The organism is Sphingomonas sp. 179-I 2A4 NHS, assembly GCF_045369135.1.
Taxonomy (GTDB): Bacteria; Pseudomonadota; Alphaproteobacteria; order Sphingomonadales; family Sphingomonadaceae; genus Sphingomonas.
Genome location: NZ_JBIQFL010000006.1, coordinates 149,943 through 171,506, shown reverse-complemented (window position 1 = coordinate 171,506; position 21,564 = coordinate 149,943). Strand labels below are relative to the sequence as shown.

Sequence of the window (21,564 nt, the reverse complement as noted above, 5' to 3'; positions counted from 1 at the left end):
AGTTTCAAACGATGGCCACCAAGAAGATCACGGACGACAGCTTCCACACCGACGTCATCCAGTCCGACAAGCCGGTGCTGGTCGATTTCTGGGCGGAGTGGTGCGGCCCGTGCAAGATGATCGGGCCGAGCCTGGAAGAGATTTCCGAAGAGCTTGGCGAGCAGGTGACGATCGCCAAGATCAATATCGACGAGAATCCCGATGCGCCGGGCCGCTATGGTGTGCGCGGCATTCCGACGATGATCCTGTTCAAGGGCGGCAATCCGGCGGCTACCAAGGTTGGTGCGGAACCGAAGAATCGTATCAAGGCTTGGCTAGAGGGCGAGCTGGCCTGATTATCGTGTTCCAGGAAACGGCGGCCTGACCAATTAGGTCAGTGGAATCGTGACCCGGTCAAACCCGGGTCGCGATTTCAGCCGCTGGTACCATGCCTGCACATTTGGCAGGTCCGGTCGCGACATTTCGAGCGTGAACCACGTGTGGGCGTAAACGCCCATGGGTATATCGCCGACGCCGAAGCGTTCGCCGGACAGCCATGGCTCGCGCGCCAGATGTCGATCGAGGATCGTCATCTTTGCCGCACAACGCTCTTCGGCGCGGGTTATGGCAGCGGCATCACGCTGATCCAGCGTGCGGCGTATCAGATTCACGAAAGTGTCTCGCTGCGCCTCCGCATAGTCGATTTGCCAGTCCATCCATCGGTCGGTTTTGGCGCGGGTAGCAGGGTCGGTGGGCCACCAGCGTTCGCCGCCATGTCGTGCGGCGAGATAACGCAGGATCGCATTCGACTCCCACAGGACGAAGCCATCATCTTCGATCGTCGGGATAAGCCCGTTCGGGTTCAAGGCGAGATAGGCCTCGTCCATACCGAAGGCGCCGCCCACATCGTGGCGGATGTGTGGAATGCCGAGTTCAGCCGCGAACCACGCGACCTTCTTCACATTGTGCGAGTTGAGGCGCCCCCAGATCGTCAGCATCTCAGCTGCGGTAGTCTGCGTTGATCGAGATGTACCCGTGCGTCAGGTCACAGGTCCACACCGTCGCGCGCCCCTCGCCCAAGCCCAGATCGACGCCGATCTCCACCTCCTGACCCTTCAGATGAGCGGCGACGGGCGCCTCGTCGTAGCCTTCGACCGCGAGGCCATCGCGGGCCACTTGGGTCGCGCCGAAGCGGATCGAAAGCCGGTCACGCTCCGCCGGCTCGCCCGCTTTACCGACGGCCATCACGACGCGGCCCCAATTGGCGTCCTCGCCGGCAATGGCGGTTTTGACCAAGGGCGAGTTGGCGATCGACATGGCGATCCGATGCGCCGAGCGGTCACTTTCAGCGCCCTCAACGGTGATTTCGATAAGCTTCGAAGCGCCTTCCCCGTCTCGGACGACAAGCTGGGCGAGTTGATGGCACAGATCGTTGAGTGCTGCGCGAAAGGCGTCAGCACCCGGATCCTCGTCATCCGTCAGCTGTGGATTGCCGGCCGCGCCGGTCGCGAAGGCCAGCACGGTGTCGCTGGTCGAGGTATCCCCGTCGACCGTGATGCACGAAAAGGTGCGTTCGTTCGCTGCCGAGAGCGCGGCCTGGAGATAGGGGGCCGCGATCGCGGCATCGGTGAAGATGAAACCGAGCATGGTCGCCATGTCGGGCGCAATCATGCCGGAGCCCTTGATGACGCCAACCAGTGTCACCTTACGGCCGGCGATGATGGCGCTGGCGACGGCGCCTTTTGGATACGTGTCGGTGGTGCCGATTGCCTCGGCGACTTGGCGCCAGTCGGAGGGTTCAGCGGTGAACGCCGAGTCGAGGCCTGCCTCTGCTTTTTCGATCGGCAGCGGCACCCCGATCACGCCAGTTGAGGCGATGAACACATCGGAAGGCTGGCAATTCAGGTGCGCGGCTGCACGGGCCGCGATCGCTTCGACCGCCGCGCGGCCGCGGTTGCCAGTGAAAGCATTGGAGTTGCCGGCGTTCACTACCAGAGCCCGGGCCTCGCCAAGCACCAGCGCCTTGCGGCACCATTCCACCTCGGGTGAAGGGCATTTCGACTGCGTCAGGACGCCGGCCACGGCGGTGCCGGGATCAAGCGTCACGAACGTGAGGTCGCAACGATCCCATGTCTTGTATCGCGCTCGTGCGACACGCGGCGTAGCACCTGCGATGGCAGGTAGTTCCGGAAAGGGCAGGGCGAGAGGGGACGTGGCATGTGACATGGTCCCGCCATGATGCCGCGCGCGAAAAAAGTCACGAACAGCGTGATTGACCGATCGACGGGCGGCCGGCACGTTTGCCCGGCGAAGGGGCGCTTCATCTGTCGTTTGGGTGATTGTGTTGCCGCGGCTCTGCGGCCCTGATCCGCTATGACCCCGCAGTCGGACCGGCAGGGTTATTTCATCGTCGCACTTTGCGCTGTGCTAGGTTTGGCAATCATCATTCTTCCGGTGAGCCTTGCGGAGCGGATAACTGCTGAATGGTCGGCCGCTACCGGGTCTCCAAGCCGCTCGGAGCCGGCGCCAGCGATCGATCAATCAGCGAGCGCCGGCGCATGTTCTCCCGCTGCACAGTGGATCACCGCCGATGATTATCCCTTTGAAGCAATCGTTCAGGAACATGAAGGTACAACCACGATCAGCTGGATCGTGGGCGATAACGGGCGCGTTGAATCGTGCCGCGTAACGCAATCGAGCGGACATGATTCGCTGGACCAGGCTGGCTGCCGTGCGTTGATGGCGCGCGGTTGCTGGGATCTCGACGCGCTTCCCGAGAAGCGGGAGAATACGCGGCGGATCGTTTGGCGGTTGCCGAAGTGACGGTGTCGATCCCGCCTGGCGACGCTTTTGGGTTGGCCGCACCGGCGTGCCTCCCTATGTCCGGGCCGTAATGAATCTCTTGCTCCTCCTTTCCGCCCTGCTTTCGGCGCTGTCCGGCGTCGGTGCGAGCGTGCGGTCCCAGGATCGGGCGCAGGCGGTTGCTGAGGGATCTGTTGCTTGCGCGGCGGAAGCACGCGCGCCGCTTATACTGAGCCAGCGACCGCAAGCCGCGCTGCCGAGCCTGGTCCGGACCGCACGAGCCGGAGATGCGCAAGCTTTCGTCCTGGCCGCCGCCGAGCCCTTGTTCGCCACTCGGCGGCGGGAATAGGCGTCTGCGCCGACGCGACCGTCGGACCTTCACGCCACCATCTTCCGCGCGCCCGTAGGGGCTGCCGCGCCGCACTGATTATCAGGAATCCAGCCCATGTTCGGCAATCTCGCCAAGTCGCTCTTCGGCTCGTCCAACGATCGCTACGTCCGTTCGCTCAATCCGATTCTCGCCAAAATCGCGTCGTTTGAGCCGACGCTGCAGGCGATGGACGACGCGACGCTCTCGCATCAGACCGTGTTGTTCCGCGAACGGCTGGCTAACGGCGAGAAGCTCGATAGCCTGTTGCCGGAAGCGTTCGCGACGGTTCGCGAAGCTGCGCGGCGCGTCCTCGGCCAGCGGCATTATGATGTGCAGATGGTTGGCGGTATCGTGCTCCACCGCGGCGAAATTGCCGAGATGCGCACGGGTGAAGGCAAGACGCTGGTGGCAACGCTCGCCACCTACCTGAACGCGCTGCCGGGCGACGGCGTCCACGTCATCACCGTTAACGATTATCTTGCCGCACGTGACGCTGAGTGGATGGGTCGGGTCTACCGCTTCCTTGGGCTCACCGTCGGCGTAATCGTGCCGAATCTGACCGACGATCAGCGCCGCGAGGCCTACGCCGCCGACATCACGTACGGCACGAACAACGAGTTCGGCTTCGACTATTTGCGCGACAACATGAAGTATGAGCGCTCGTCGATGGTGCAGCGCCCGTTCGCGATGGCGATCGTCGACGAAGTCGATTCGGTGCTGATCGACGAAGCGCGTACGCCGCTGATCATCTCCGGCCCCACCGACGACAAGAGCGACCTGTACATCAAGGTCGATGCGGTCGTGAAGCAGATCACGTCGGAAGACTATGAGAAGGACGAGAAGCAGAAGACGATCGTCCTGACCGAAGAGGGCACGGAGCGGGTCGAGCGGCTGCTGGAAGCCGCGGGGCTGCTGGAAGGCGCTAATCTCTACGATTTCGAGAACACCCAGGTGGTGCACCACCTCAATCAGTCGTTGCGCGCCAACGTGATGTTCAAGCGCGACACGGATTACATTGTCAAGGACGGCAAGGTCATCATCATCGACGAGTTCACTGGTCGAATGATGGACGGCCGGCGCTGGTCGGACGGCCTGCACCAGGCGGTGGAAGCCAAGGAAGGCGTGCAGATCGAGCCTGAGAACCAGACCATGGCCTCGATCACCTTCCAAAACTATTTCCGCATGTATCCGAAGCTTGCCGGCATGACCGGTACGGCCGCGACCGAAGCGGCCGAGTTCTACGACATCTACAAGATGAACGTCGTCACGATCCCCACGAACAATCCGATCCGTCGTGTCGACGAGGAGGACGAGTTCTACAAGGATACGCACGACAAGTTCCGCGCCATCGCGAAACGGATCCGTGAGCATGCGGAGAAGGGCCAGCCGGTTCTGGTTGGCACCGTATCGATCGAAAAGTCCGAGATGCTGAGCGACTTCCTGCGGCAGGAAGGCGTCGACCATTCAGTGCTGAATGCGCGCTTCCATGAGCAGGAAGCACGAATCGTGGCGCAGGCGGGCCGCCTGGGTGCGGTGACGATCGCCACCAACATGGCCGGCCGCGGCACCGACATTCAGCTGGGCGGCAATCTCGAGTTCCGTGTTGAGGATGAGCTCGCCGGCATGCCGGAGGGCCCAGAGCGCGATGCGGCGATCGAGCAGATCAAGGCCGAAATCGCGGCCGAAAAGGAGCGCGTGCTGGAAGCCGGCGGCCTGTTCGTGCTCGGTACCGAGCGGCACGAAAGCCGGCGGATCGACAACCAGCTGCGCGGTCGTTCTGGTCGGCAGGGCGATCCGGGCCTCAGCCGCTTCTACCTCAGCCTTGACGACGATCTGCTGCGCATCTTTGGCCCGGACACGCTGTTCGCGAAGATGATGCGCAACAATATCGAAGATGGCGAGGCGATCGGCAGCAAGTGGCTGACGAAGGCGATCGAGACCGCGCAGAAGAAGGTCGAGGCGCGCAACTACGACATTCGCAAGCAGGTCGTCGAATATGACGACGTGATGAACGATCAGCGCAAGGTGATCTACGAGCAGCGCGCCGACATCATGGACGCCGAGACCGTCGGCGACGTGGTGGAGGACATGCGCGCGGAGACGGTGAACGCGATCGTCGGCGAGGCATGCCCGGTCGGCTCTTATCCGGAGCAATGGGATATCGAAGGCATGAAGGCCCGGCTCGCCGATGTGCTGAACGTGCATCCGCCGATCGACGAATGGCTGAAGGAAGATGCGATCGACCCCGAACTGGTCACGGAACGGGTGCAGGCCGAAGCCGACGCGCTGATCGCAGGGAAGGCGGCAGACCTCGAACCCGCAACGTGGACGTCAATCGAGAAGTCGATCCTGCTCCAGAACCTGGATCATCACTGGAAGGAGCATCTCGCGACTCTGGATGCGCTGCGCCAAGTTGTCCACCTGCGCGCCTACGCACAGAAGACGCCGATCAACGAGTATAAACAGGAGGCGTTTGCGCTGTTCCAGCGGATGCTGGACAGCATCCGCGAGGACGTAACGAAGACGATCGCGCACGCCGAGTTCCGCCTGCAGCCGATGCCGGAACTACCTGAGCTGCCGGACTTCATCACGACCCATTTCGACCCGTTCTCCGGGGAAGACAATTCGAACGATATCGATGCCGGCACGCTTGGCCTGATCCAGACGCAGCTGCCGCCGATGCAGGTCGCGCCGCGGACGGAGGCCGAGCTCGGCGAGGATCCGGAAAGCTGGAAGGGCGTGGTCAGCCGCAATTCACCGTGCCCGTGCGGCTCGGGGCGCAAGTACAAGCACTGCCACGGCGCCGTGTAAGGCTGGGGGGCGTTGCCGGCACGTTCAGATGTCGGCAGCGTTTCTCTCAGGACATAAAAAAAAGCCCCGCCGGAGACGGCGGGGCTTTCTCGTGACTAGGATCCGAGATCAGCGGCGCTGCTGGCCCGGCAGGACAATGGTTGGCCCGAGCCGCTCGACGACGTCACGGGCGTTGAATGCGCGGACCTCGTTGGCCGGCGGGGTTCCCTTGCGCATCACGATCTCGGCAGAGGCTTCGTAGCGATCGACGGTACGCACGTCGAAGTCGCGGAAACCGCCACCCCAGCCGCCCCAACCACCCCAGCCGCCCCACGGGCGACCATAATAGCGCCACGACGGGCCCCAATACCCACCGAAGCCGCCGTATCCCCAGCCGGGACCGAACCCGGTACCCGTGGTAGAGGTGCGAGCCTGACGATCAGTCTCGCGGTCGACCATGACGAAATAGTCATAGCCGTGCTGAAGCGTGAGCTCTGCAGCGCGATATAGCAGGTAGCGCTCCACAGTGTCGCGATCAGTGACCGAATTGCCAGCGAAGGTGACGAGGAAGCGGTTCGTTTCCACCTGACGCTCACTGAAACCGGTGCGATTGAAACCAGATCCTGTGGCCGGGCGATAAGGGGTCTCCGTCGCGCAGGCACTGACCAGCAAGGCGCCGGAAGCAGCCGCCGCCATCAACAGCCCGCGACCGGAACGGAATAATGTCATGGTGTCGTCTCCGAGCCCGCCAGGACGGCGGAACCTGTCAGCTCTAGATTACGTTACCGGAACGTACGATGAACCGGTTGGCTCCAATCAAGAACATTTCATCGTGTTTCTAGTGACTTGTCTCTTTCGTTCATGAGAGCCAGATAGGTCGTCAGGACGCCTTCGTTGATCGTGTCCCACCGATAGCCTGCGGCCTTGCGACTGCCCATTATACCCATGGTTCGTCGCGCGTCGTGATCGAGCACGAGCTTTTCGATTGCATCCGCATAACCCGAGATGTTGCGCGGCTCGACGAGCACACCCGTTACGCCATCGTCGACGAGCCCCACGGCCCCGGTGGCGCGGGCAGCAACCACGGGAACGCCGGCGGCCATTGCTTCCAGCGTGACGTTGCCGAATGTCTCCGTCACGCTGGGATTGAAGAACAAATCCATCGACGCGACGGCGCGACCGAGTTCGTCACCCGATTGGAACCCGGCGAAGGCGGCGTTGGGGACTTGCTCCGCGAACCATTGCCGTGCCGGGCCAGCGCCAATCACGAGCACGCGGTGCGGAACGCCGCGGCGGCGCAATTCTGCGACGACGTCGGCGAAGACGTCGAGTCCCTTCTCCTTCACCAAGCGGCCCAGGAAGCCGATCGCGACCTCGTCTTCGCCAATGCCGAGCGTTCGACGCCAACCAAGATCACGCCGTTTCGGGGAGAAGCGTTCGTGATTGACGCCGCGGGACCACACCGTCGTCGGCGTTTGAACGCCCCAGCCGTGGAGGATTTCGGCCAGCAGGGTGCCAGGTACCAGCACGCGATCGACCCGATTGTAGAACCGGGTAAGGAGGCGCTCGGCCAGTGGCTCCAGGAAGCCCAAGCCGTAATAGCGCGGGTACGTCTCAAATCGCGTGTGAAGCGAGGCGATCCGCGCGATGCCGTGTCGACGTGCGTAGCTGACCGCGCGATGGCCCAGAAAATCCGGTGCCGAAACGTGGATCAGGTTGGGCCGGAATGTCGCAAGGTCCTGGCGAACTTTCGCGGGAAGGCCACGGGCCGCGCGGTACTCGCCGCGTCCGCCGGGCAGGGGAATCGCCGGAACGTCGACGAGATCACCGGTGGCCGGGAATGCCGGGTTGGCGACGGTGGGCGAATAGACGCGAGCGGTGACGCCGCGGCGAAGAAGATGCCCGACGAGCAGGTTCAATGCCTGATTCGCACCATCACGTACGTAATTGTAATTGCCGCTGAAGAGCGCGACACGGAGGTCAGACGGCTGCATGATGGGGGCGCGTAGCTTCCTATTGCGGCGAAGCCTAGGCCAAGCGACCGATCAGCGAATAGTTCCGATCTCGCTTAAGCGGGGAACGCGACGGATGCGCGGCTCCCGGTTGAGTTCAGCCTCCGCGCGGATGGTTTGGCGTAGCTCGTCGCGCTTCTCGTGGATCGAGGCAATGACCGGCCCCATCGGAACGCCTAGATCGACCAGCACCGCCTCTGACAGCTGAAGCGAGCTTTCCAATGTCTCCGGCACAGCATCCGTCACCCCTGCACGATACAGTTCGGCAGCATGGCCGGGGTCCCGCGCACGGGCGATGATCGGCAGGTCGGGGGCGACGTTGCGCACCCGGCGCGCAAGGCGGACGGTGAGGACGGGATCGTCCATCGTCAGGATGAGAGCGCGCGCCTGGGGGAGGTTGAGGCGGTCTACGAGCTCTTGCCGAACAACATCCCCGAACACCACGGGGTGACCGGCGAGGCGCCCCGCCTTTACGGCATCGATGTCCGCCTCGACCGCGATGTAAGGGATGTCGTGAGTTCTGAGCATCTCGGCAATCAACTGGCCGACACGGCCGAAACCGATGATAACCGCGCGGCCACCATCTTCCTGTTCGGCCACGACCGGTTCGCCCCCTTCCTCGATACGCTTTGAAATAGCGTGCCCCGCCTTCGCCAACAGCGGGGTCATCGTCAGACCGATTGCCGTCACGGTCTGCCAAAAGGCTGCGGTGGAGGGCAGGATCAGCTGCGCCTGCGCAGCGGTAGCGAGCACAATGAGGGTCGTTTCCGAAGGGCTTCCCATCAGGAGTCCGGTTTCGGTCGCGACGCCGACACGCGCACCGGCCACCCTCAGCAGCAAGAATGTGACCAGCGTCTTCACCGTGACTACGCCAGCAACCGCCAGCAGGAGCGTTGACCAATTCTCTGCAATGGCACTTAGATCAAGGCTCATGCCAACGGTGATCAGGAAGACGCCAAGCGCAAGGCCCTTGAAGGGCGCCGTCATCACTTCAACCTCGGTGTGGTATTCCGTTTCCGCGATGAGCAGCCCTGCGAGAAGCGCACCGACGATCGGTGATAAGCCGGCCGCTGTGGTCGCTACGCTGGCCACGATGACGACCAGCAGCGATGCAGCGAGAAACAGTTCGGGGCTTTTTGTACGCGCCGCCTGAGCGAACAGACGAGGCAGAACGAGGCGGCCACCCAGGTACATGGCGACGACCGTCACACCCCCTCGGAGCGCGACCAGCCCGATCCCGCTCCACCCGCCATCCCCGGCCGTGGGCGCGAGGGCCCCGAGCGCAAAGATGATAGGAACGAGGGCAAGATCCTCGAACAGCAGCATCGCGAAGGCACTGCGTCCGACCGGACTTGCGGTTCCTACGAGTGGCAGGACCAGTGCGGTCGACGACAGCGCCAGAGCAAGGCCGAGACCGGCTGCTCCCGACCATCCCTGGCCGAGGTAATGAAGCGCGATCGCGATGATCAGGGCGGAGCCGAACAACTCGGCGCTGCCAGTGCCGAATACGAGCCGTCGCATCGACCATAAGCGCCGGAACGAAAGCTCGAGCCCGATCGAGAAGAGCAACAGGATGATGCCGAACTCGGCGAACGGCTCGATCGAATCGGGATCGGTAATCGTGACGTAGAATAGCCAGGGGGCGATATCGACGTGCGCGCCGAGGCCGGATGGTCCTACGAGCACTCCCACAAGAATGAACCCGATGATCGGGCTGACTTTGAATCTCGCGAACGCCGGGATCACCATGCCCGCTGCGCCCAGGATCACCAGGGCGTCGGAGAAACCTTCATTATCCAGTCGCAATGCCATGGACGCACACTAAGCAGGGTGATGTGCGTTTGTCGTGCCTAACCGTCAGTTCATTCTAATCGGTGCTGCTAACGGGCGTGGGCGGGGGGCGGCGACGGTGCCGCGTAAGAAAAGACGCGGTGTCGTTGTGTGGATGAAGATTGCGTAGGGGGATCGAGGCCGGGCGAGCGTGCCTGCGCCCGCCCGGTTCGGTTCGCTCAGATCAGGCCCAAGTGGCCATCTTGTTTTCGAGGTTCTGGCGGACTGCCTCGAAGAACTGCTCGGTGGTCATCCACTTCTGGTCTGGGCCGATCAGGATCGCGAGATCCTTGGTCATGTCCCCGTTCTCGACCGTCTCGATGCAGACCTGCTCGAGCGTTTCGGCGAAGCGCGTAACGTCCGGCGTGTTGTCGAACTTGCCCCGATACTTGAGACCGCCGGTCCAGGCGAAGATCGACGCGATCGGGTTGGTCGAGGTCGCCTTGCCCTGCTGGTGCTGGCGATAGTGGCGGGTGACAGTGCCGTGCGCCGCTTCGGCCTCGATCGTCTTGCCGTCCGGCGTCATCAGCACCGAGGTCATCAGGCCGAGCGAGCCGAAGCCCTGCGCCACCTGATCCGACTGGACGTCGCCGTCATAGTTCTTGCAGGCCCAGACGAACTCGCCGCTCCACTTCAGTGCCGATGCGACCATGTCGTCGATCAGGCGATGCTCGTAGACGATGCCCGCTTCCTTGAACTTCGTCGCGAACTCGGCTTCGAACACCTCGGCGAACAGGTCCTTGAAGCGTCCGTCATAGGCCTTGAGGATCGTGTTCTTGGTCGAGAGATACAGCGGCCAGCCGCGGCCAAGGCTGTAGTTCATCGACGCGCGCGCGAAATCGCGGATCGACTGGTCGAGGTTGTACATGCCCATGGCGACGCCCGCTTCCGGGAAGTCGTACACGTCCTTCTCGATGACGGTGCCGTCCTCACCCTCGAACTTCATGGTCAGCTTGCCCTTGCCGGGCACCTTGAAGTCGGTCGCGCGATATTGGTCGCCGAATGCGTGGCGGCCGACGACGATCGGGTGGGTCCAGCCCGGGATCAGGCGGGGGACGTTCTTGATCACGATCGGTTCGCGGAAGATCACGCCGCCGAGGATGTTGCGGATCGTGCCGTTGGGCGACTTCCACATCTGCTTGAGGCCGAATTCCTCGACGCGCGCCTCGTCCGGCGTGATCGTCGCGCACTTTACGGCGACGCCATACTTCTGGGTTGCGTGCGCACTGTCGATGGTGATCTGGTCGTTGGTCTCGTCGCGCTTCTGGATACCCAGGTCGTAATAATCGAGCTCGATATCGAGGTAGGGCTTGATCAGGCGCTCACGGATCCATTCCCAGATGATCCGCGTCATCTCGTCGCCGTCGATCTCCACGACGGGCGTTTTCACCTTGATCTTGGCCATGTTCCGTTTCCTTTGAGGGGAGGGTTTGGCGCGGTCGATACGGGGAAGGGGGCGGGGGATCAACCATCGTTCCCGCTGCGTTGTGCGGGGCGGATACCGCCGCTACACGAGGCCGCATGCCATCATTAGAAAAGCCCGAAACGCAGGGCCTGCCCGTCACCACCACCGTCAAGTGGCGTTTCCCGGCTGTTCATCCGGAGGGCCAGAAGTTCGTCGCAATCGCGTTCGGCATCACCTTGCTGATGACGATCGTCCACAACGTGTTCTTCTGGCCGCTGCTGTTCGTCACGATCTGGGTCGCGGCGTTCTTCCGCGATCCGATCCGCACCACGCCGCGGGGCGAGGACCTGATCATCTCGCCGGCCGACGGGCTGGTGACGATGATCGCGGAGGTTCCGGTGCCGCGGGAACTGGTTGCGGAGCTGGGCGAAACGCATCGCACCCGCGTGTCGGTATTCATGAGCGTCTTCGACGTTCACATCAATCGCGCGCCGATTGCCGGTACGATCCGGCAGATCGTCTACATCTCGGGCAAGTTCCTGAACGCGGATCTCGACAAGGCGTCGGAAGACAATGAACGCCAGCATTTCGTCGTCGAGGGGCATGACGGGGTGAAGGTCGGCTTCACCCAGATCGCCGGCCTGGTAGCAAGGCGGATCATGGGCTTCGTGAAGGTCGGCGACATGGTGGCGTCCGGGCAGCGCGTGGGTTTGATCCGCTTCGGCAGCCGCGTCGACGTCTATCTGCCGGCCGGCTATGCACCGCAGGTGGCACTCGGCCAGCGTGCGATCGCGGGCGAAACCGTCCTCGCGCGCGCCGGCGCTCAACCGGCGACGGGAGTGTCGCAGTGAGGCAGCCGACGCGCACGCGTCGCGGATTGCCGCTGCGCGCGGTGGCGCCCAATGCGGTAACGGCGCTCGCGCTTTGCTCGGGGCTCAGCGGGATCCAGTTCGCGGTCAAGGCGCGGATGATGGAGAACGATCTTGCCCTGTTCCAGGGGGCGGACCTGACTGCGCTGATGGACCGGGTGTCGACGCACTGGCAGCTGGCAGTTGCATTTGTGCTCATCGCGGGGCTGCTTGACGGAATCGACGGTCGGATCGCGCGGCTGCTCCACGGCGAAAGCCGCTTCGGAGCGGAGCTGGATTCGCTGGCCGACGCCATCTCGTTCGGTGTGGCGCCGGCACTGATCCTCTACCTCTGGTCGCTTTCCAGCCTGCCGCGCTTTGGCTGGATGGCGTCGCTGATGCTGGCCGTCTTCTGTGCGCTTCGGCTCGCCCGCTTCAACGCCAATATCGACGCGGACGAACAACCGCATAAATCCGCCGGATTTCTCACCGGCGTGCCAGCCCCCGCAGGTGCTGGGCTCGCCTTCCTTCCGCTTTTCCTGTGGTTCTGGACGGAAGAGCCGGTCTTCCGGTCGCCCTATGTCGTTGCGCCCTGGACGGCGCTGGTCGCCGTGCTGCTGGTATCAAGCCTTGCCACCTGGTCTTGGTCGTCGCTTCGCCTGCGCCGGAACATCCGTTTCGAGGCGCTGGCGGTGGTAGTGATCGTGGGAGCGGCGGCTGTCTCCGCGCCGTGGCATACGACCAGTGCTCTGAGTATCGCTTATCTGCTGGCGATCCCGTTCAGCATCGCAAGCTACGCCCGGGTCAAGCGGCTGCGCGCGTCCGGATCGTCGCAGCCGATCGCGGCTGCGCCGCCCACCGCCTGACAGCGATCCGCCGCTCTGCCAGCACCAACTGCGCGAGCGGCGCACGCTGCGACTGGGGCCGACCGAGCAGCGCGGCCATGATCCGATCAGCACGGGGCGCGACCGTCGCTGCGATGGCAAAGATCGAGACGCCCAACGTCCCAGCGAAAACGCCTAAGCTAATCAACGTCATCATCGTTCGCCTCCTCACCATCGCGAACCATCACCCGCAAACCGATGAAAACATTCATGGTTCCACCGGTGCCCGGTGTGCAGCCTGAGCAACCGTGTTCGGTACTCCTGCTACACGAGTTCGCGCTTTGTTCCGGACCTAGTTCCACATCCGTTCCGGGTGGTCAAGAGCTTGCGTTCAGTTTCGCCTTCCGCTAAGCGCGCGGCCTCAACTCCGCATGGGAAGCTATCTCACCGGTGCGCTGCCTTTCAGGCTCGCGTCATCCGCTTCCCAGAGGCTTAACCGGAAGGAAGATATACCATGGCGGCACCTGTCGTCTCGATGCAGCAGCTTATCGAAACCGGCGCGCACTTCGGTCACCAGACTCACCGCTGGAATCCGAAGATGAAGCCGTATCTGTTCGGCGAGCGCAACGGCGTCCACATCATCGACCTCTCGCAGACCGTGCCGCTGTTCGCGCGTGCGCTTGAGTTCATCAGCTCGACCGTCGCCTCCGGCGGCAAGGTGCTGTTCGTGGGCACCAAGCGCCAGGCGCAGGAGCCTGTTGCCGATGCGGCCCGCCGCGCGGGCCAGCATTTCGTGAACCATCGTTGGCTGGGCGGTATGCTCACCAACTGGAAGACGATCTCGAACTCGATCAAGCGGCTGAAGTCGCTTGAGGAGCAGCTGTCGGGTGACACCCACGGCCTCACCAAGAAGGAAGTCCTCCAGCTCACCCGCGAACGCGACAAGCTCGAGATGAGCCTGGGCGGTATTCGCGACATGGGCGGCATTCCGGATATCATGTTCGTGATCGACGCCAACAAGGAAGAGCTGGCGATCAAGGAAGCGAACACGCTGGGTATCCCGGTCGTCGCGATCCTCGATTCGAACGTGTCGCCGGACGGCATCGCGTTCCCGGTTCCGGCCAATGACGACGCGAGCCGCGCGATCCGCCTGTACTGCGAAGCGGTGGCGATCGCGGCGACCCGCGGCAATGCGGAGCAGCAGCGCCGTGGCGGTGCCGATCTCGGCGCGATGGCAGAGCCGCCGGCTGAAGAGGCGCTCGGCAGCGACCCGGTGGTGGCTGCTGCCGGCACCGAGGAATCGCAGCAGGTTGACGCCTAAGCGGTCGCCTCGACGAGCTTCATCTCCCGTTCGAGCTGAGCCCGTCGAGGCGCTGTCTTTCTACCGCAATATTGCGGGCAGAAAATGGGCGTCTCGGCGGGCTCGGCGCTGGCGGGCCAATTTGATCTGAAGGAAATGACAATGGCCGATATCACGGCAGCGATGGTCAAGGAGCTGCGCGAAAAGAGCGGCGCCGGCATGATGGATTGCAAGAAAGCGCTGAACGAGACCGGCGGCGACATGGACGCGGCGATGGATTGGCTGCGCACCAAGGGGCTCGCGGCGGCAGCCAAGAAGTCAAGCCGCACCGCGGCCGAGGGCCTCGTCGGCATCGCGACCAGCGGCAACAAGGGTGCTGCGGTTGAGGTGAACTCGGAGACGGACTTCGTCGCGAAGAACGACCAGTTCCAGCAGTTCGTGCGCGAAGTAACCGCGATCGCGCTGGCGACCGGCAGCGACGTGGAAGCGCTGAAGAGCCAGCCGATGCCGACCGGCAAGACGGTCGAGGAAGTACTGACCAACAACGTCGCGACCATCGGTGAAAACCAGTCGCTGCGCCGTGCGAAGACGCTCGAAGTGTCGAAGGGTGCGGTGGTCGGCTATGTCCACAACCAGCAGTCGCCGGGCCTCGGCAAGATCGGCGTCCTCGTCGCTCTTGAGAGCGAGGCACCGGATGAAGTGCTGCAGAGCCTGGGCAAGCAGCTGGCGATGCACGTCGCCGCAGCCTTCCCGAAGGCGCTGAACGAAGAAGACCTCGATGAGGCGGAGATCGAGCGCGAACGCGCGATTGCCGCTGAGAAGGCCGGCGAGAGCGGCAAGCCCGCGGACATCGTCGCCAAGATGGTCGAAGGCACCATTGCGAAGTACCGCAAGGAGCACGCGCTCGTCAGCCAGCTGTTCGTGATGGACGGCAAGACCAAGATCAGCGACGTCGTCGCCAAGGCTGGCAAGGAAGCCGGCAAGCCGATCGTGCTCAAGGACTATGTCCGCTTCCAGCTGGGCGAGGGCATTGAGAAGGAGGCGTCGGACTTCGCTGCCGAAGTCGCTGCTGCCTCGGGCGTGCCGCAGAACAAGCAGGCGGAACCCGCCGCCTGAGCAAGTAAGAAATGACGCTGCCCTGGTTATGATCAGGGCAGCGCATCCTTTTCGTCGGTGCCGGCAAGGGGCTCGCCGAATTGGCCGACCGACTTCTGATCATTGCGGCGCGCGTCGCGCGAACGAGTCGCGTTGATCCTGTCCAGCTTGGCCTGGAGGTAAGCACGGCTTTCCGGGCGGAGCGTGCCGCCATCCGCCGCCTGCTGGCGCAGCGCCTCCTCGCGAAGGCTGTTGGGCCGGTAGACGTAGATCTGCTGAAGTTCGATGCGGTTATAGATTTTTACGCTCGAGGACCGGCTGGCTGTAAACCGTCTGGGCCGCGGCTGGAATTGCGACGCCAAGACCTAGCATGATTGCGATCGAGACACCCTTCTTCATCGCCGTCCTCCTTTATGTTTCTCCAATCAACGTACCGCAGAACAGGCGGGCCGAACTGACCGCTTGATAGTGGGCGGAACGCCGCCGGCCTGGCCATGGGTCGGGGCGTCCCGCCTCCCTTAGTCGTTGCCACGACGCTCGACGCTGAAAGCGTCGACCGACATCAGATCATTTCGACGCGCGTCGCGCTCTCGGGTCGCGTTGATCTTGTCGAGCTTGACCTGGAGATAGGCGCGGCTTGCTGGGCTGAGCGTGCCGCCGTCATGAGCCTGCCGGTCCAGCGCTTCGGCGCGCAGGCTGTTGAGTCGGTGGAAGTAGATCTGCTGCAGCTCGAGTCGGTCGTACGATTTGATCGCGTTGCCCGGCTGTGAATAGACAGTCTGCGCCAGCGTGGGAGCAACTGCACCGAGTCCCAGCAGGACTGCGATCGGGATCGCCTTTTTCATCGTCGCTCTCCCCTATCCTGCGCGAACTCTATCATCGCTTGTCGATGCTGGTCACCACATCATTGCTACATCATGAACAACGTCACGAACTGGCGTAGGTTCAATCGTGCACCAACCCGATGTACCCGGTTGCGGGGATAACGTGCCCCGCCTAAGGTCCGCGCCGCCTACCGCCATCGATCGAGAAGCATGACCAGCCGCCGCTACAACCGTATCCTCCTGAAACTCTCGGGCGAAGTGCTCATGGGCGAGGGGGGGCTGGCGATCGACCCGGCCGTCACTGCCCGTGTCGCCGAGGAGATCGCGGACGTGAAGGCGCAGGGCTACGAGCTTTGTGTCGTCGTGGGTGGCGGCAACATCTTCCGCGGGCTGGCCGCGGCGGCCAAGGGTTTCGACCGTGGTACTGCCGACTACATGGGCATGCTGGCGACCGTGATGAATGCGCTGGCGGTACAGAATGCGCTGGAGCAGATCGGCGTCGATACCCGGGTTCAGTCTGCCATTCCGATGCAGTCCGTTTGCGAGCCGTTCATCCGGCGCCGCGCCGTGCGCCACCTGGAGAAGAATCGGGTCGTGATCTTCGCGGCTGGTGTGGGTTCGCCCTTCTTCACGACCGATAGCGGCGCCGCGCTGCGGGCGGCCGAGATGAACTGCGATGCGTTGTTCAAGGGCACCAGCGTCGATGGCATCTATGATGCGGATCCAAAGAAGGTGCCAGACGCAAAGCGTTACGAGACAATATCCTACGACACGGTGCTGTCGAAGAATCTGAAGGTGATGGATGCGAGCGCGGTGGCGCTGTGCCGCGATTCGAACATCCCGATCGTCGTGTTCAACATCCGGGAGCATGGCAATTTCGCTGCCGTGCTGGCGGGGACGGGCGTGTCGACGATTGTCCAGGAACGAGCAGGAGACTGAAACATGGCCGCTTACGACAAGGCCGATCTTGAGCGCCGCATGGCCGGCGCGGTCGAATCGCTGAAGAGCGATCTTGCAGGTCTGCGGACCGGGCGCGCCTCCACCGCGCTGCTCGATCCGGTGACGGTGGAAGTTTATGGCTCGCACATGCCACTGAACCAGGTGGCGACCGTGTCGGTGCCGGAGCCTCGGATGCTGTCCGTGCAGGTCTGGGACAAGAGCAACGTCGGTCCGGTCGAGAAAGCGATCCGTTCGGCAGGACTTGGTCTCAATCCGATCAACGATGGTCAGACGCTGCGCCTGCCGATCCCGGAATTGACAGAGGAGCGTCGCAAGGAACTCGCGAAGCTTGCCGGATCCTATTCGGAGCGCGCGAAGATCGCGGTGCGCAACGTTCGCCGTGACGGCATGGACAACCTCAAGACCGACGAGAAGAAGGGTCTTTTCGGCGAGGACGAGCGCAAGCGCCACGAGGCCGAAGTGCAGAAGCTGACCGACGCGACGATCGCCGAGATCGACCTGGCAGCGGCGGCCAAGGAGAAGGAAATCCTCGGAAAGTGACCGGCGGGCGGCGACTGCTGTTCTACTCGTGCCGATTGCATGAGCGGAGTGCCGGACCTGTTCGGGTGGCGGCATGAGCACGGCGCACGCCCTGGCGAGCGGCAGCGCCACGCTGCCGCGGCACGTCGCGATCATTATGGACGGCAATGGGCGGTGGGCGAAGAAGCGCCTGCTGCCGCGAGCGGCGGGCCATAAGGCTGGCGTCGAGGCTGTGCGGCGGGTGACTCGCCATGCGCGCGCCATCGGCATCGAGGCGCTGACCATTTATGCCTTTTCCTCTGAAAACTGGCGTCGGCCAGAGGAGGAGATCGGGGACCTGATGGGGCTGCTGCGGCTGTTCATCCGCAGCGACTTGGCCGAGTTGGTGCGTGAGAACGTGCGGCTGAAGATCCTGGGCGACTATCGCCGCTTCCCGAATGACGTGGTGGCGCTGATCGACGATGCTGTTGCGCGCTGCGCGGGCAATGATGGCCCGATCCTGGCAATTGCCCTGAATTACGGTGCGCAGGCGGAACTGGCGCGCGCGGCGCGCCGCCTCGCCGAGCGGTTGCCACCGGAACAGATCGATGAGGCAGCGATCGAGGCAGAGCTCGAGACGCGGGATATGCCACCGCTCGACCTGTTGATCCGCACGTCGGGCGAGCATCGCCTGTCGAATTTCCTGTTGTGGCAAGCGGCTTATGCCGAGTTGCTGTTTGTGGATACGCTGTGGCCGGATTTCGGCGCGGCGGACCTTGACGCAGCGGTGGCGAACTTCGGTGGGCGGCAACGGCGGTTCGGGGGCTTGTGACGGCGCCTGATGCCCCGACGCCGGGCGCGAAGGTCCGCACGCCGTCCAATTTGCGCCTTCGGATGATCGCCAGCGTCGCGATGATCACGGTCGCAAGTGGCGCATTATGGTTCGGCGGTGTCGCCTTTTGGTTGCTCGCGGTCGTAATTGCGCTGTTCATGATGGCTGAATGGTCGGATTTGCAGAAGGTGAGCGCACGCGAGAAGCGTCTTGCGCAATATGCACTGTCCGTGCCGCTGGCCGTGATGGCGCCAGCATCGCTCGTCCTCGAGGTGCATGACTTCTTCTCGCTGGGGCTTCTCGCGGGAGCGGGGTTCTTCGTCAGTGCCGTGACGCGCAAGCCGTCGCTTGGCCTCGGCGTGCTGTATTGCGGGTTGCCGGTACTGGCGCTGACGTTCCTGCGGCGGCAGGATGAGGGTCTGATCTGGGCCTTCTGGGCGCTGTCGCTGGTATGGGCGACGGATATCGGCGCATTCTTTGCCGGGCGGTCGATCGGCGGACCGAAGCTGGCGCCGCGCCTGTCGCCCAACAAGACCTGGGCCGGGCTGATCGGGGGCGTTGCTGCGGCCAGCGCGCTCGCACTTGTGCTTCATGTCCGCTATGGACTGCCTTGGCGTATGACGTTGGCGACGCCGCTGCTGGCCGTGCTGGCGCAAGGAGGCGACTTGTATGAAAGCTGGCTCAAGCGGCGGGCAGGCGTGAAGGACTCGGGCAACATCCTGCCGGGACATGGCGGCGTGCTCGATCGGCTTGATGGCGTCGTTCCGGTTGCGCCGGTTGCCGCGCTGCTTGTGGTTGCGCCGTACCTCTACCGATGAAAAGCGTCACCATTCTTGGCGCGACCGGCTCGATCGGTACGTCCACGCTCGACCTTCTCGAACGATCGCCGGAGGAATTCCGCGTCGTCGCGCTGACGGCGAATTGCGACGTGGCGCGCCTTGCAGCTGCCGCGATCCGCACGCGTGCCCAGCGCGCCGTGGTCGCGGACGAAGGCTACTTGCCGGCGCTGCGTGAAGCGCTGGCGGGGACGGGGATTGAGGCTTCTGGCGGTGAGCAGGCGGTGTGCGAGGCGGCAGCGATGCCGGCCGACGTCACCGTTGCCGCGATCGTCGGCTGTGCCGGTCTCAAGCCGGCCATGGTTGCGGTGGAGCAGGGCGGCACGCTGGCGCTGGCCAACAAGGAAGCGCTGGTCTCGGCCGGCGACGTGATGAAAGCTGCGGTTGCCCGCCATGCGGCGACGCTGCTGCCGGTGGACAGCGAGCATAGCGCGATTTTTCAGTGCTTGGACGCCAGGCTTGCCGAGCGGGTCAGCCGGATCATCCTGACCGCGAGCGGCGGTCCGTTCCGCGACAGCAGCCTCGCCGAGATGCGGGGCATCACGCCGGCGCAGGCCATGGCGCACCCCAATTGGTCGATGGGGGCCAAGATCTCCGTCGATTCGGCGACGATGATGAACAAGGGCCTTGAACTGATCGAGGCATTCCACTTGTTCCCGGTAACGGCGGACCAGATCGAGATCGTGGTGCATCGCCAGTCGGTGGTCCACTCGATGGTGGAATATGTCGACGGCTCGGTCATCGCGCAGCTCGGAACGCCGGACATGCGGACGCCTATCGCGGGCGCGTTGGCATGGCCTGACCGAATGGCGACTCCCGGTGAGCGTCTGGACCTGGTGAAGGTCGGTCGGTTGGACTTCGAAGCGCCCGATCAAGAGCGCTTTCCGGCGCTTCGCCTCGCGCGCGAGGCGCTGAAGGCAGGTGGCGGGCACCCGGCTATCCTCAATGCCGCGAACGAAGTGGCGGTGGCAGCTTTCCTAGGCGGCCGAACCTGTTACCTCGAAATTGCCGCAATCGTCGGCGATATTCTGGACCGCTATGACCCACCGGCTCCCGAAACGCTCGATGCCGTGCTGGACATCGATCGTGAAGCGCGGGCGTTGGCGGAAGAGCGTGTGAAGGAACGCGTCGCTTGATCCAAACTCCCGGCCTGCTGCTTACGCTGCTCGCCTTCGTCCTGGTAATCGGACCGCTCGTGTTCGTGCACGAGCTTGGCCATTATCTCGCCGGACGGATGTTCGGCGTGAAAGCGGACGTGTTTTCGATCGGCTTCGGCCGCGAAGTCGCGGGCTGGACGGACAAGCGCGGCACGCGCTGGAAGATCGGCTGGATGCCCCTGGGCGGTTACGTGCGCTTCGCTGGCGACATGAACGCGGTGAGCCAGCCATCGGCCGAATGGCTGTCGTTGCCGCCCGAGGAGCGCAACAAGACCTTCCAGTCGAAATCGGTGTGGCAGCGCGCGGTCATCGTCGCCGCTGGCCCGATCGTGAACTTCGTTCTCGCGATCCTGATCCTCGCGGGCTTCGCCTTCGCTTATGGCGACACGCGCACGCCGCCGGTGGTGGGCATGGTAGTCGAAGGTAGCGCCGCAGCGCAGGCCGGGCTGCAGGCGGGTGACCGCATCACGCGGCTGGGCGATCGCGAGATCGAGATCTTCGAGGACATGCTGGCCTATACCCGGATCCATCCGGGCGAGCGCGCCGAAGTGAGTTTGGTGCGCGGCGGCCAGTCAATGACGGTGCCGGTGACGATCGGGATCGACGAGCAGGTCGACCGGTTCGGCAATCGCTACCGTGTTGGCATGTTGGGCATCGCGCGCGTGGAACGCGTGACGGAACCCGTGAGCCTGCTGGAAGCGCCTGTCGTGGCGGTGAAGCGGACCGGCGACATTCTGTCGATGATGGTGGAGACGATCGGGCAGATCATCACGGGCCGTCGTTCCGTAAAGGAACTGGGCGGGCCCCTGTCGATCGCCAAGGTCTCCGGCGAACAGATCACTCTGGGCGTGGACGCCTTCGTGTTCCTGATCGCGCTGGTTTCCATCAATCTGGGGTTCATCAACTTGCTGCCAGTTCCGATGCTGGATGGCGGGCACTTGCTTTTCTATGCGATTGAGGCAGTGCGACGCCGGCCCGTCGGCCCGGAGGCGCAGGAATGGGCGTTCCGCGGCGGATTGGCCGCGATCCTGGCGTTGATGCTGCTCGTGACCTTCAATGATCTTGGGAATTTCGGCCTTTGGCGCAGCCTCGCAAGCTTGATCGGTTGACGATTCAAGGGCAGGGCGCGCGAAGGGGCTTGTTTGGGCTTACCGGGGTGGCTTTGGTGACTGTTTTGAACACTTCGTTTGTCCGTCCGCGCT

General features: G+C 63.6%; 21 protein-coding genes. 13 read left to right on the top strand and 8 right to left on the bottom strand.

The genetic code is table 11. From position 1 onward, the window contains the following. Positions 1-11 precede the first annotated feature (11 nt). The gene (gene trxA, locus ACH0CP_RS12560; RefSeq protein WP_294443060.1) at positions 12-335 is read left to right on the top strand and encodes a thioredoxin TrxA; all 324 of its coding nucleotides are present in this window, start codon (positions 12-14) and stop codon (positions 333-335) included. A 33-nt stretch (positions 336-368) separates the two neighbouring features. On the opposite strand, the gene ACH0CP_RS12555 is transcribed toward trxA, so the two are convergent. Beyond that, on the bottom strand, positions 369-977 hold the full coding sequence (locus ACH0CP_RS12555; protein ID WP_294443061.1) for a glutathione S-transferase family protein: 609 nt from the start codon (positions 975-977) through the stop codon (positions 369-371). Position 978: 1 nt separating this feature from the next. After that, entirely contained in the window at positions 979-2,205 is a 1,227-nt protein-coding gene (gene argJ / locus ACH0CP_RS12550; protein ID WP_294443062.1) for a bifunctional glutamate N-acetyltransferase/amino-acid acetyltransferase ArgJ, read from the bottom strand. A gap of 147 nt (positions 2,206-2,352) precedes the next feature. On the opposite strand from argJ, the gene ACH0CP_RS12545 reads away from it, so the two are divergent. Further along, a complete protein-coding gene (locus tag ACH0CP_RS12545; protein WP_294443063.1) occupies positions 2,353-2,802 on the top strand; it encodes a TonB family protein in 450 nt (149 codons plus the stop codon). 424 nt (positions 2,803-3,226) lie between these two features. Continuing rightward, a complete protein-coding gene (secA, locus tag ACH0CP_RS12540) occupies positions 3,227-5,962 on the top strand; it encodes a preprotein translocase subunit SecA (protein WP_294443064.1) in 2,736 nt (911 codons plus the stop codon). A gap of 108 nt (positions 5,963-6,070) precedes the next feature. Here secA and ACH0CP_RS12535 read toward each other — a convergent pair whose 3' ends face one another. The 4 genes from ACH0CP_RS12535 to ACH0CP_RS12520 all read right to left on the bottom strand — a co-directional run bounded on the left by ACH0CP_RS12535 (position 6,071) and on the right by ACH0CP_RS12520 (position 11,188). Further along, positions 6,071-6,670, bottom strand: coding sequence for a CC0125/CC1285 family lipoprotein (locus tag ACH0CP_RS12535; RefSeq protein ID WP_406889343.1), 600 nt, complete (start codon positions 6,668-6,670; stop codon positions 6,071-6,073). A 98-nt stretch (positions 6,671-6,768) separates the two neighbouring features. Next, on the bottom strand, positions 6,769-7,935 hold the full coding sequence (locus tag ACH0CP_RS12530) for a glycosyltransferase family 1 protein (RefSeq protein WP_294443068.1): 1,167 nt from the start codon (positions 7,933-7,935) through the stop codon (positions 6,769-6,771). A gap of 51 nt (positions 7,936-7,986) precedes the next feature. Beyond that, positions 7,987-9,765, bottom strand: coding sequence for a cation:proton antiporter (locus ACH0CP_RS12525; protein WP_294443070.1), 1,779 nt, complete (start codon positions 9,763-9,765; stop codon positions 7,987-7,989). Positions 9,766-9,967: 202 nt separating this feature from the next. Beyond that, on the bottom strand, positions 9,968-11,188 hold the full coding sequence (locus tag ACH0CP_RS12520) for an NADP-dependent isocitrate dehydrogenase (protein WP_294443071.1): 1,221 nt from the start codon (positions 11,186-11,188) through the stop codon (positions 9,968-9,970). Between the two features lie 116 nt (positions 11,189-11,304). Here ACH0CP_RS12520 and ACH0CP_RS12515 point away from each other — a divergent pair, with 116 nt between their 5' ends. From ACH0CP_RS12515 to tsf, 4 genes are all read left to right on the top strand, one after another. Next, positions 11,305-12,039, top strand: coding sequence for a phosphatidylserine decarboxylase (locus tag ACH0CP_RS12515; RefSeq protein WP_294443073.1), 735 nt, complete (start codon positions 11,305-11,307; stop codon positions 12,037-12,039). Then, the gene (locus ACH0CP_RS12510; protein ID WP_294443074.1) at positions 12,036-12,902 is read left to right on the top strand and encodes a phosphatidylcholine/phosphatidylserine synthase; all 867 of its coding nucleotides are present in this window, start codon (positions 12,036-12,038) and stop codon (positions 12,900-12,902) included. Before ACH0CP_RS12515 ends, ACH0CP_RS12510 begins: the two co-directional genes overlap by 4 nt. 472 nt (positions 12,903-13,374) lie before the next feature. Next, positions 13,375-14,181, top strand: coding sequence for a 30S ribosomal protein S2 (rpsB, locus tag ACH0CP_RS12505; RefSeq protein ID WP_294443075.1), 807 nt, complete (start codon positions 13,375-13,377; stop codon positions 14,179-14,181). A gap of 141 nt (positions 14,182-14,322) precedes the next feature. Beyond that, positions 14,323-15,276 (top strand): translation elongation factor Ts, encoded by a 954-nt coding sequence (tsf, locus tag ACH0CP_RS12500; protein ID WP_294443076.1) that lies wholly within the window; start codon positions 14,323-14,325, stop codon positions 15,274-15,276. Between the two features lie 32 nt (positions 15,277-15,308). Here the strand turns inward: tsf and ACH0CP_RS12495 are convergent, their stop codons facing one another. Next, the gene (locus ACH0CP_RS12495) at positions 15,309-15,617 is read right to left on the bottom strand and encodes a hypothetical protein (RefSeq protein WP_294443077.1); all 309 of its coding nucleotides are present in this window, start codon (positions 15,615-15,617) and stop codon (positions 15,309-15,311) included. 156 nt (positions 15,618-15,773) lie between these two features. Next, the gene (locus ACH0CP_RS12490; RefSeq protein WP_294443078.1) at positions 15,774-16,100 is read right to left on the bottom strand and encodes a hypothetical protein; all 327 of its coding nucleotides are present in this window, start codon (positions 16,098-16,100) and stop codon (positions 15,774-15,776) included. A gap of 189 nt (positions 16,101-16,289) precedes the next feature. On the opposite strand from ACH0CP_RS12490, the gene pyrH reads away from it, so the two are divergent. From pyrH to rseP, 6 genes are all read left to right on the top strand, one after another. Beyond that, positions 16,290-17,018, top strand: a complete 729-nt coding sequence (pyrH, locus tag ACH0CP_RS12485; protein ID WP_294443079.1) for a UMP kinase — start codon at positions 16,290-16,292, stop codon at positions 17,016-17,018. A gap of 3 nt (positions 17,019-17,021) precedes the next feature. Further along, positions 17,022-17,579: a ribosome recycling factor gene (frr, locus tag ACH0CP_RS12480; RefSeq protein ID WP_294443080.1), complete on the top strand. Its 558-nt coding sequence runs from the start codon at positions 17,022-17,024 to the stop codon at positions 17,577-17,579. Positions 17,580-17,652: 73 nt separating this feature from the next. Continuing rightward, positions 17,653-18,369, top strand: a complete 717-nt coding sequence (gene uppS / locus ACH0CP_RS12475) for a polyprenyl diphosphate synthase (RefSeq protein ID WP_294443081.1) — start codon at positions 17,653-17,655, stop codon at positions 18,367-18,369. Between the two features lie 62 nt (positions 18,370-18,431). Beyond that, the gene (locus tag ACH0CP_RS12470) at positions 18,432-19,187 is read left to right on the top strand and encodes a phosphatidate cytidylyltransferase (protein ID WP_294443082.1); all 756 of its coding nucleotides are present in this window, start codon (positions 18,432-18,434) and stop codon (positions 19,185-19,187) included. Then, complete coding sequence (locus ACH0CP_RS12465; RefSeq protein ID WP_294443083.1) at positions 19,184-20,341, top strand: 1-deoxy-D-xylulose-5-phosphate reductoisomerase; 1,158 nt, start codon at positions 19,184-19,186, stop codon at positions 20,339-20,341. The genes ACH0CP_RS12470 and ACH0CP_RS12465 overlap by 4 nt, the downstream gene beginning before the upstream one ends. Further along, positions 20,338-21,471 carry an RIP metalloprotease RseP gene (gene rseP, locus ACH0CP_RS12460; RefSeq protein ID WP_294443084.1) on the top strand — a complete coding sequence of 378 codons (1,134 nt, stop codon included), beginning with the start codon at positions 20,338-20,340 and terminating at the stop codon, positions 21,469-21,471. The genes ACH0CP_RS12465 and rseP overlap by 4 nt, the downstream gene beginning before the upstream one ends. Positions 21,472-21,564 lie beyond the last annotated feature (93 nt).

Excerpts from the sequence above, each read along its gene's own strand:
- ACH0CP_RS12490 (WP_294443078.1), bottom strand. The coding sequence starts at position 16,100 with ATGAAAAAGGCGATCCCGATCGCAGTCCTGCTGGGACTCGGTGCAGTT.
- tsf (WP_294443076.1), top strand. The coding sequence starts at position 14,323 with ATGGCCGATATCACGGCAGCGATGGTCAAGGAGCTGCGCGAAAAGAGC.
- ACH0CP_RS12525 (WP_294443070.1), bottom strand. The coding sequence starts at position 9,765 with ATGGCATTGCGACTGGATAATGAAGGTTTCTCCGACGCCCTGGTGATC.
- uppS (WP_294443081.1), top strand. The coding sequence starts at position 17,653 with ATGAGCACGGCGCACGCCCTGGCGAGCGGCAGCGCCACGCTGCCGCGG.
- rpsB (WP_294443075.1), top strand. The coding sequence starts at position 13,375 with ATGGCGGCACCTGTCGTCTCGATGCAGCAGCTTATCGAAACCGGCGCG.
- pyrH (WP_294443079.1), top strand. The coding sequence starts at position 16,290 with ATGACCAGCCGCCGCTACAACCGTATCCTCCTGAAACTCTCGGGCGAA.
- secA (WP_294443064.1), top strand. The coding sequence starts at position 3,227 with ATGTTCGGCAATCTCGCCAAGTCGCTCTTCGGCTCGTCCAACGATCGC.
- ACH0CP_RS12555 (WP_294443061.1), bottom strand. The coding sequence starts at position 977 with ATGCTGACGATCTGGGGGCGCCTCAACTCGCACAATGTGAAGAAGGTC.
- ACH0CP_RS12515 (WP_294443073.1), top strand. The coding sequence starts at position 11,305 with ATGCCATCATTAGAAAAGCCCGAAACGCAGGGCCTGCCCGTCACCACC.
- ACH0CP_RS12465 (WP_294443083.1), top strand. The coding sequence starts at position 19,184 with ATGAAAAGCGTCACCATTCTTGGCGCGACCGGCTCGATCGGTACGTCC.
- frr (WP_294443080.1), top strand. The coding sequence starts at position 17,022 with ATGGCCGCTTACGACAAGGCCGATCTTGAGCGCCGCATGGCCGGCGCG.
- ACH0CP_RS12520 (WP_294443071.1), bottom strand. The coding sequence starts at position 11,188 with ATGGCCAAGATCAAGGTGAAAACGCCCGTCGTGGAGATCGACGGCGAC.
- trxA (WP_294443060.1), top strand. The coding sequence starts at position 12 with ATGGCCACCAAGAAGATCACGGACGACAGCTTCCACACCGACGTCATC.
- ACH0CP_RS12470 (WP_294443082.1), top strand. The coding sequence starts at position 18,432 with ATGATCGCCAGCGTCGCGATGATCACGGTCGCAAGTGGCGCATTATGG.
- ACH0CP_RS12530 (WP_294443068.1), bottom strand. The coding sequence starts at position 7,935 with ATGCAGCCGTCTGACCTCCGTGTCGCGCTCTTCAGCGGCAATTACAAT.
- argJ (WP_294443062.1), bottom strand. The coding sequence starts at position 2,205 with ATGTCACATGCCACGTCCCCTCTCGCCCTGCCCTTTCCGGAACTACCT.
- ACH0CP_RS12535 (WP_406889343.1), bottom strand. The coding sequence starts at position 6,670 with ATGACATTATTCCGTTCCGGTCGCGGGCTGTTGATGGCGGCGGCTGCT.
- ACH0CP_RS12545 (WP_294443063.1), top strand. The coding sequence starts at position 2,353 with ATGACCCCGCAGTCGGACCGGCAGGGTTATTTCATCGTCGCACTTTGC.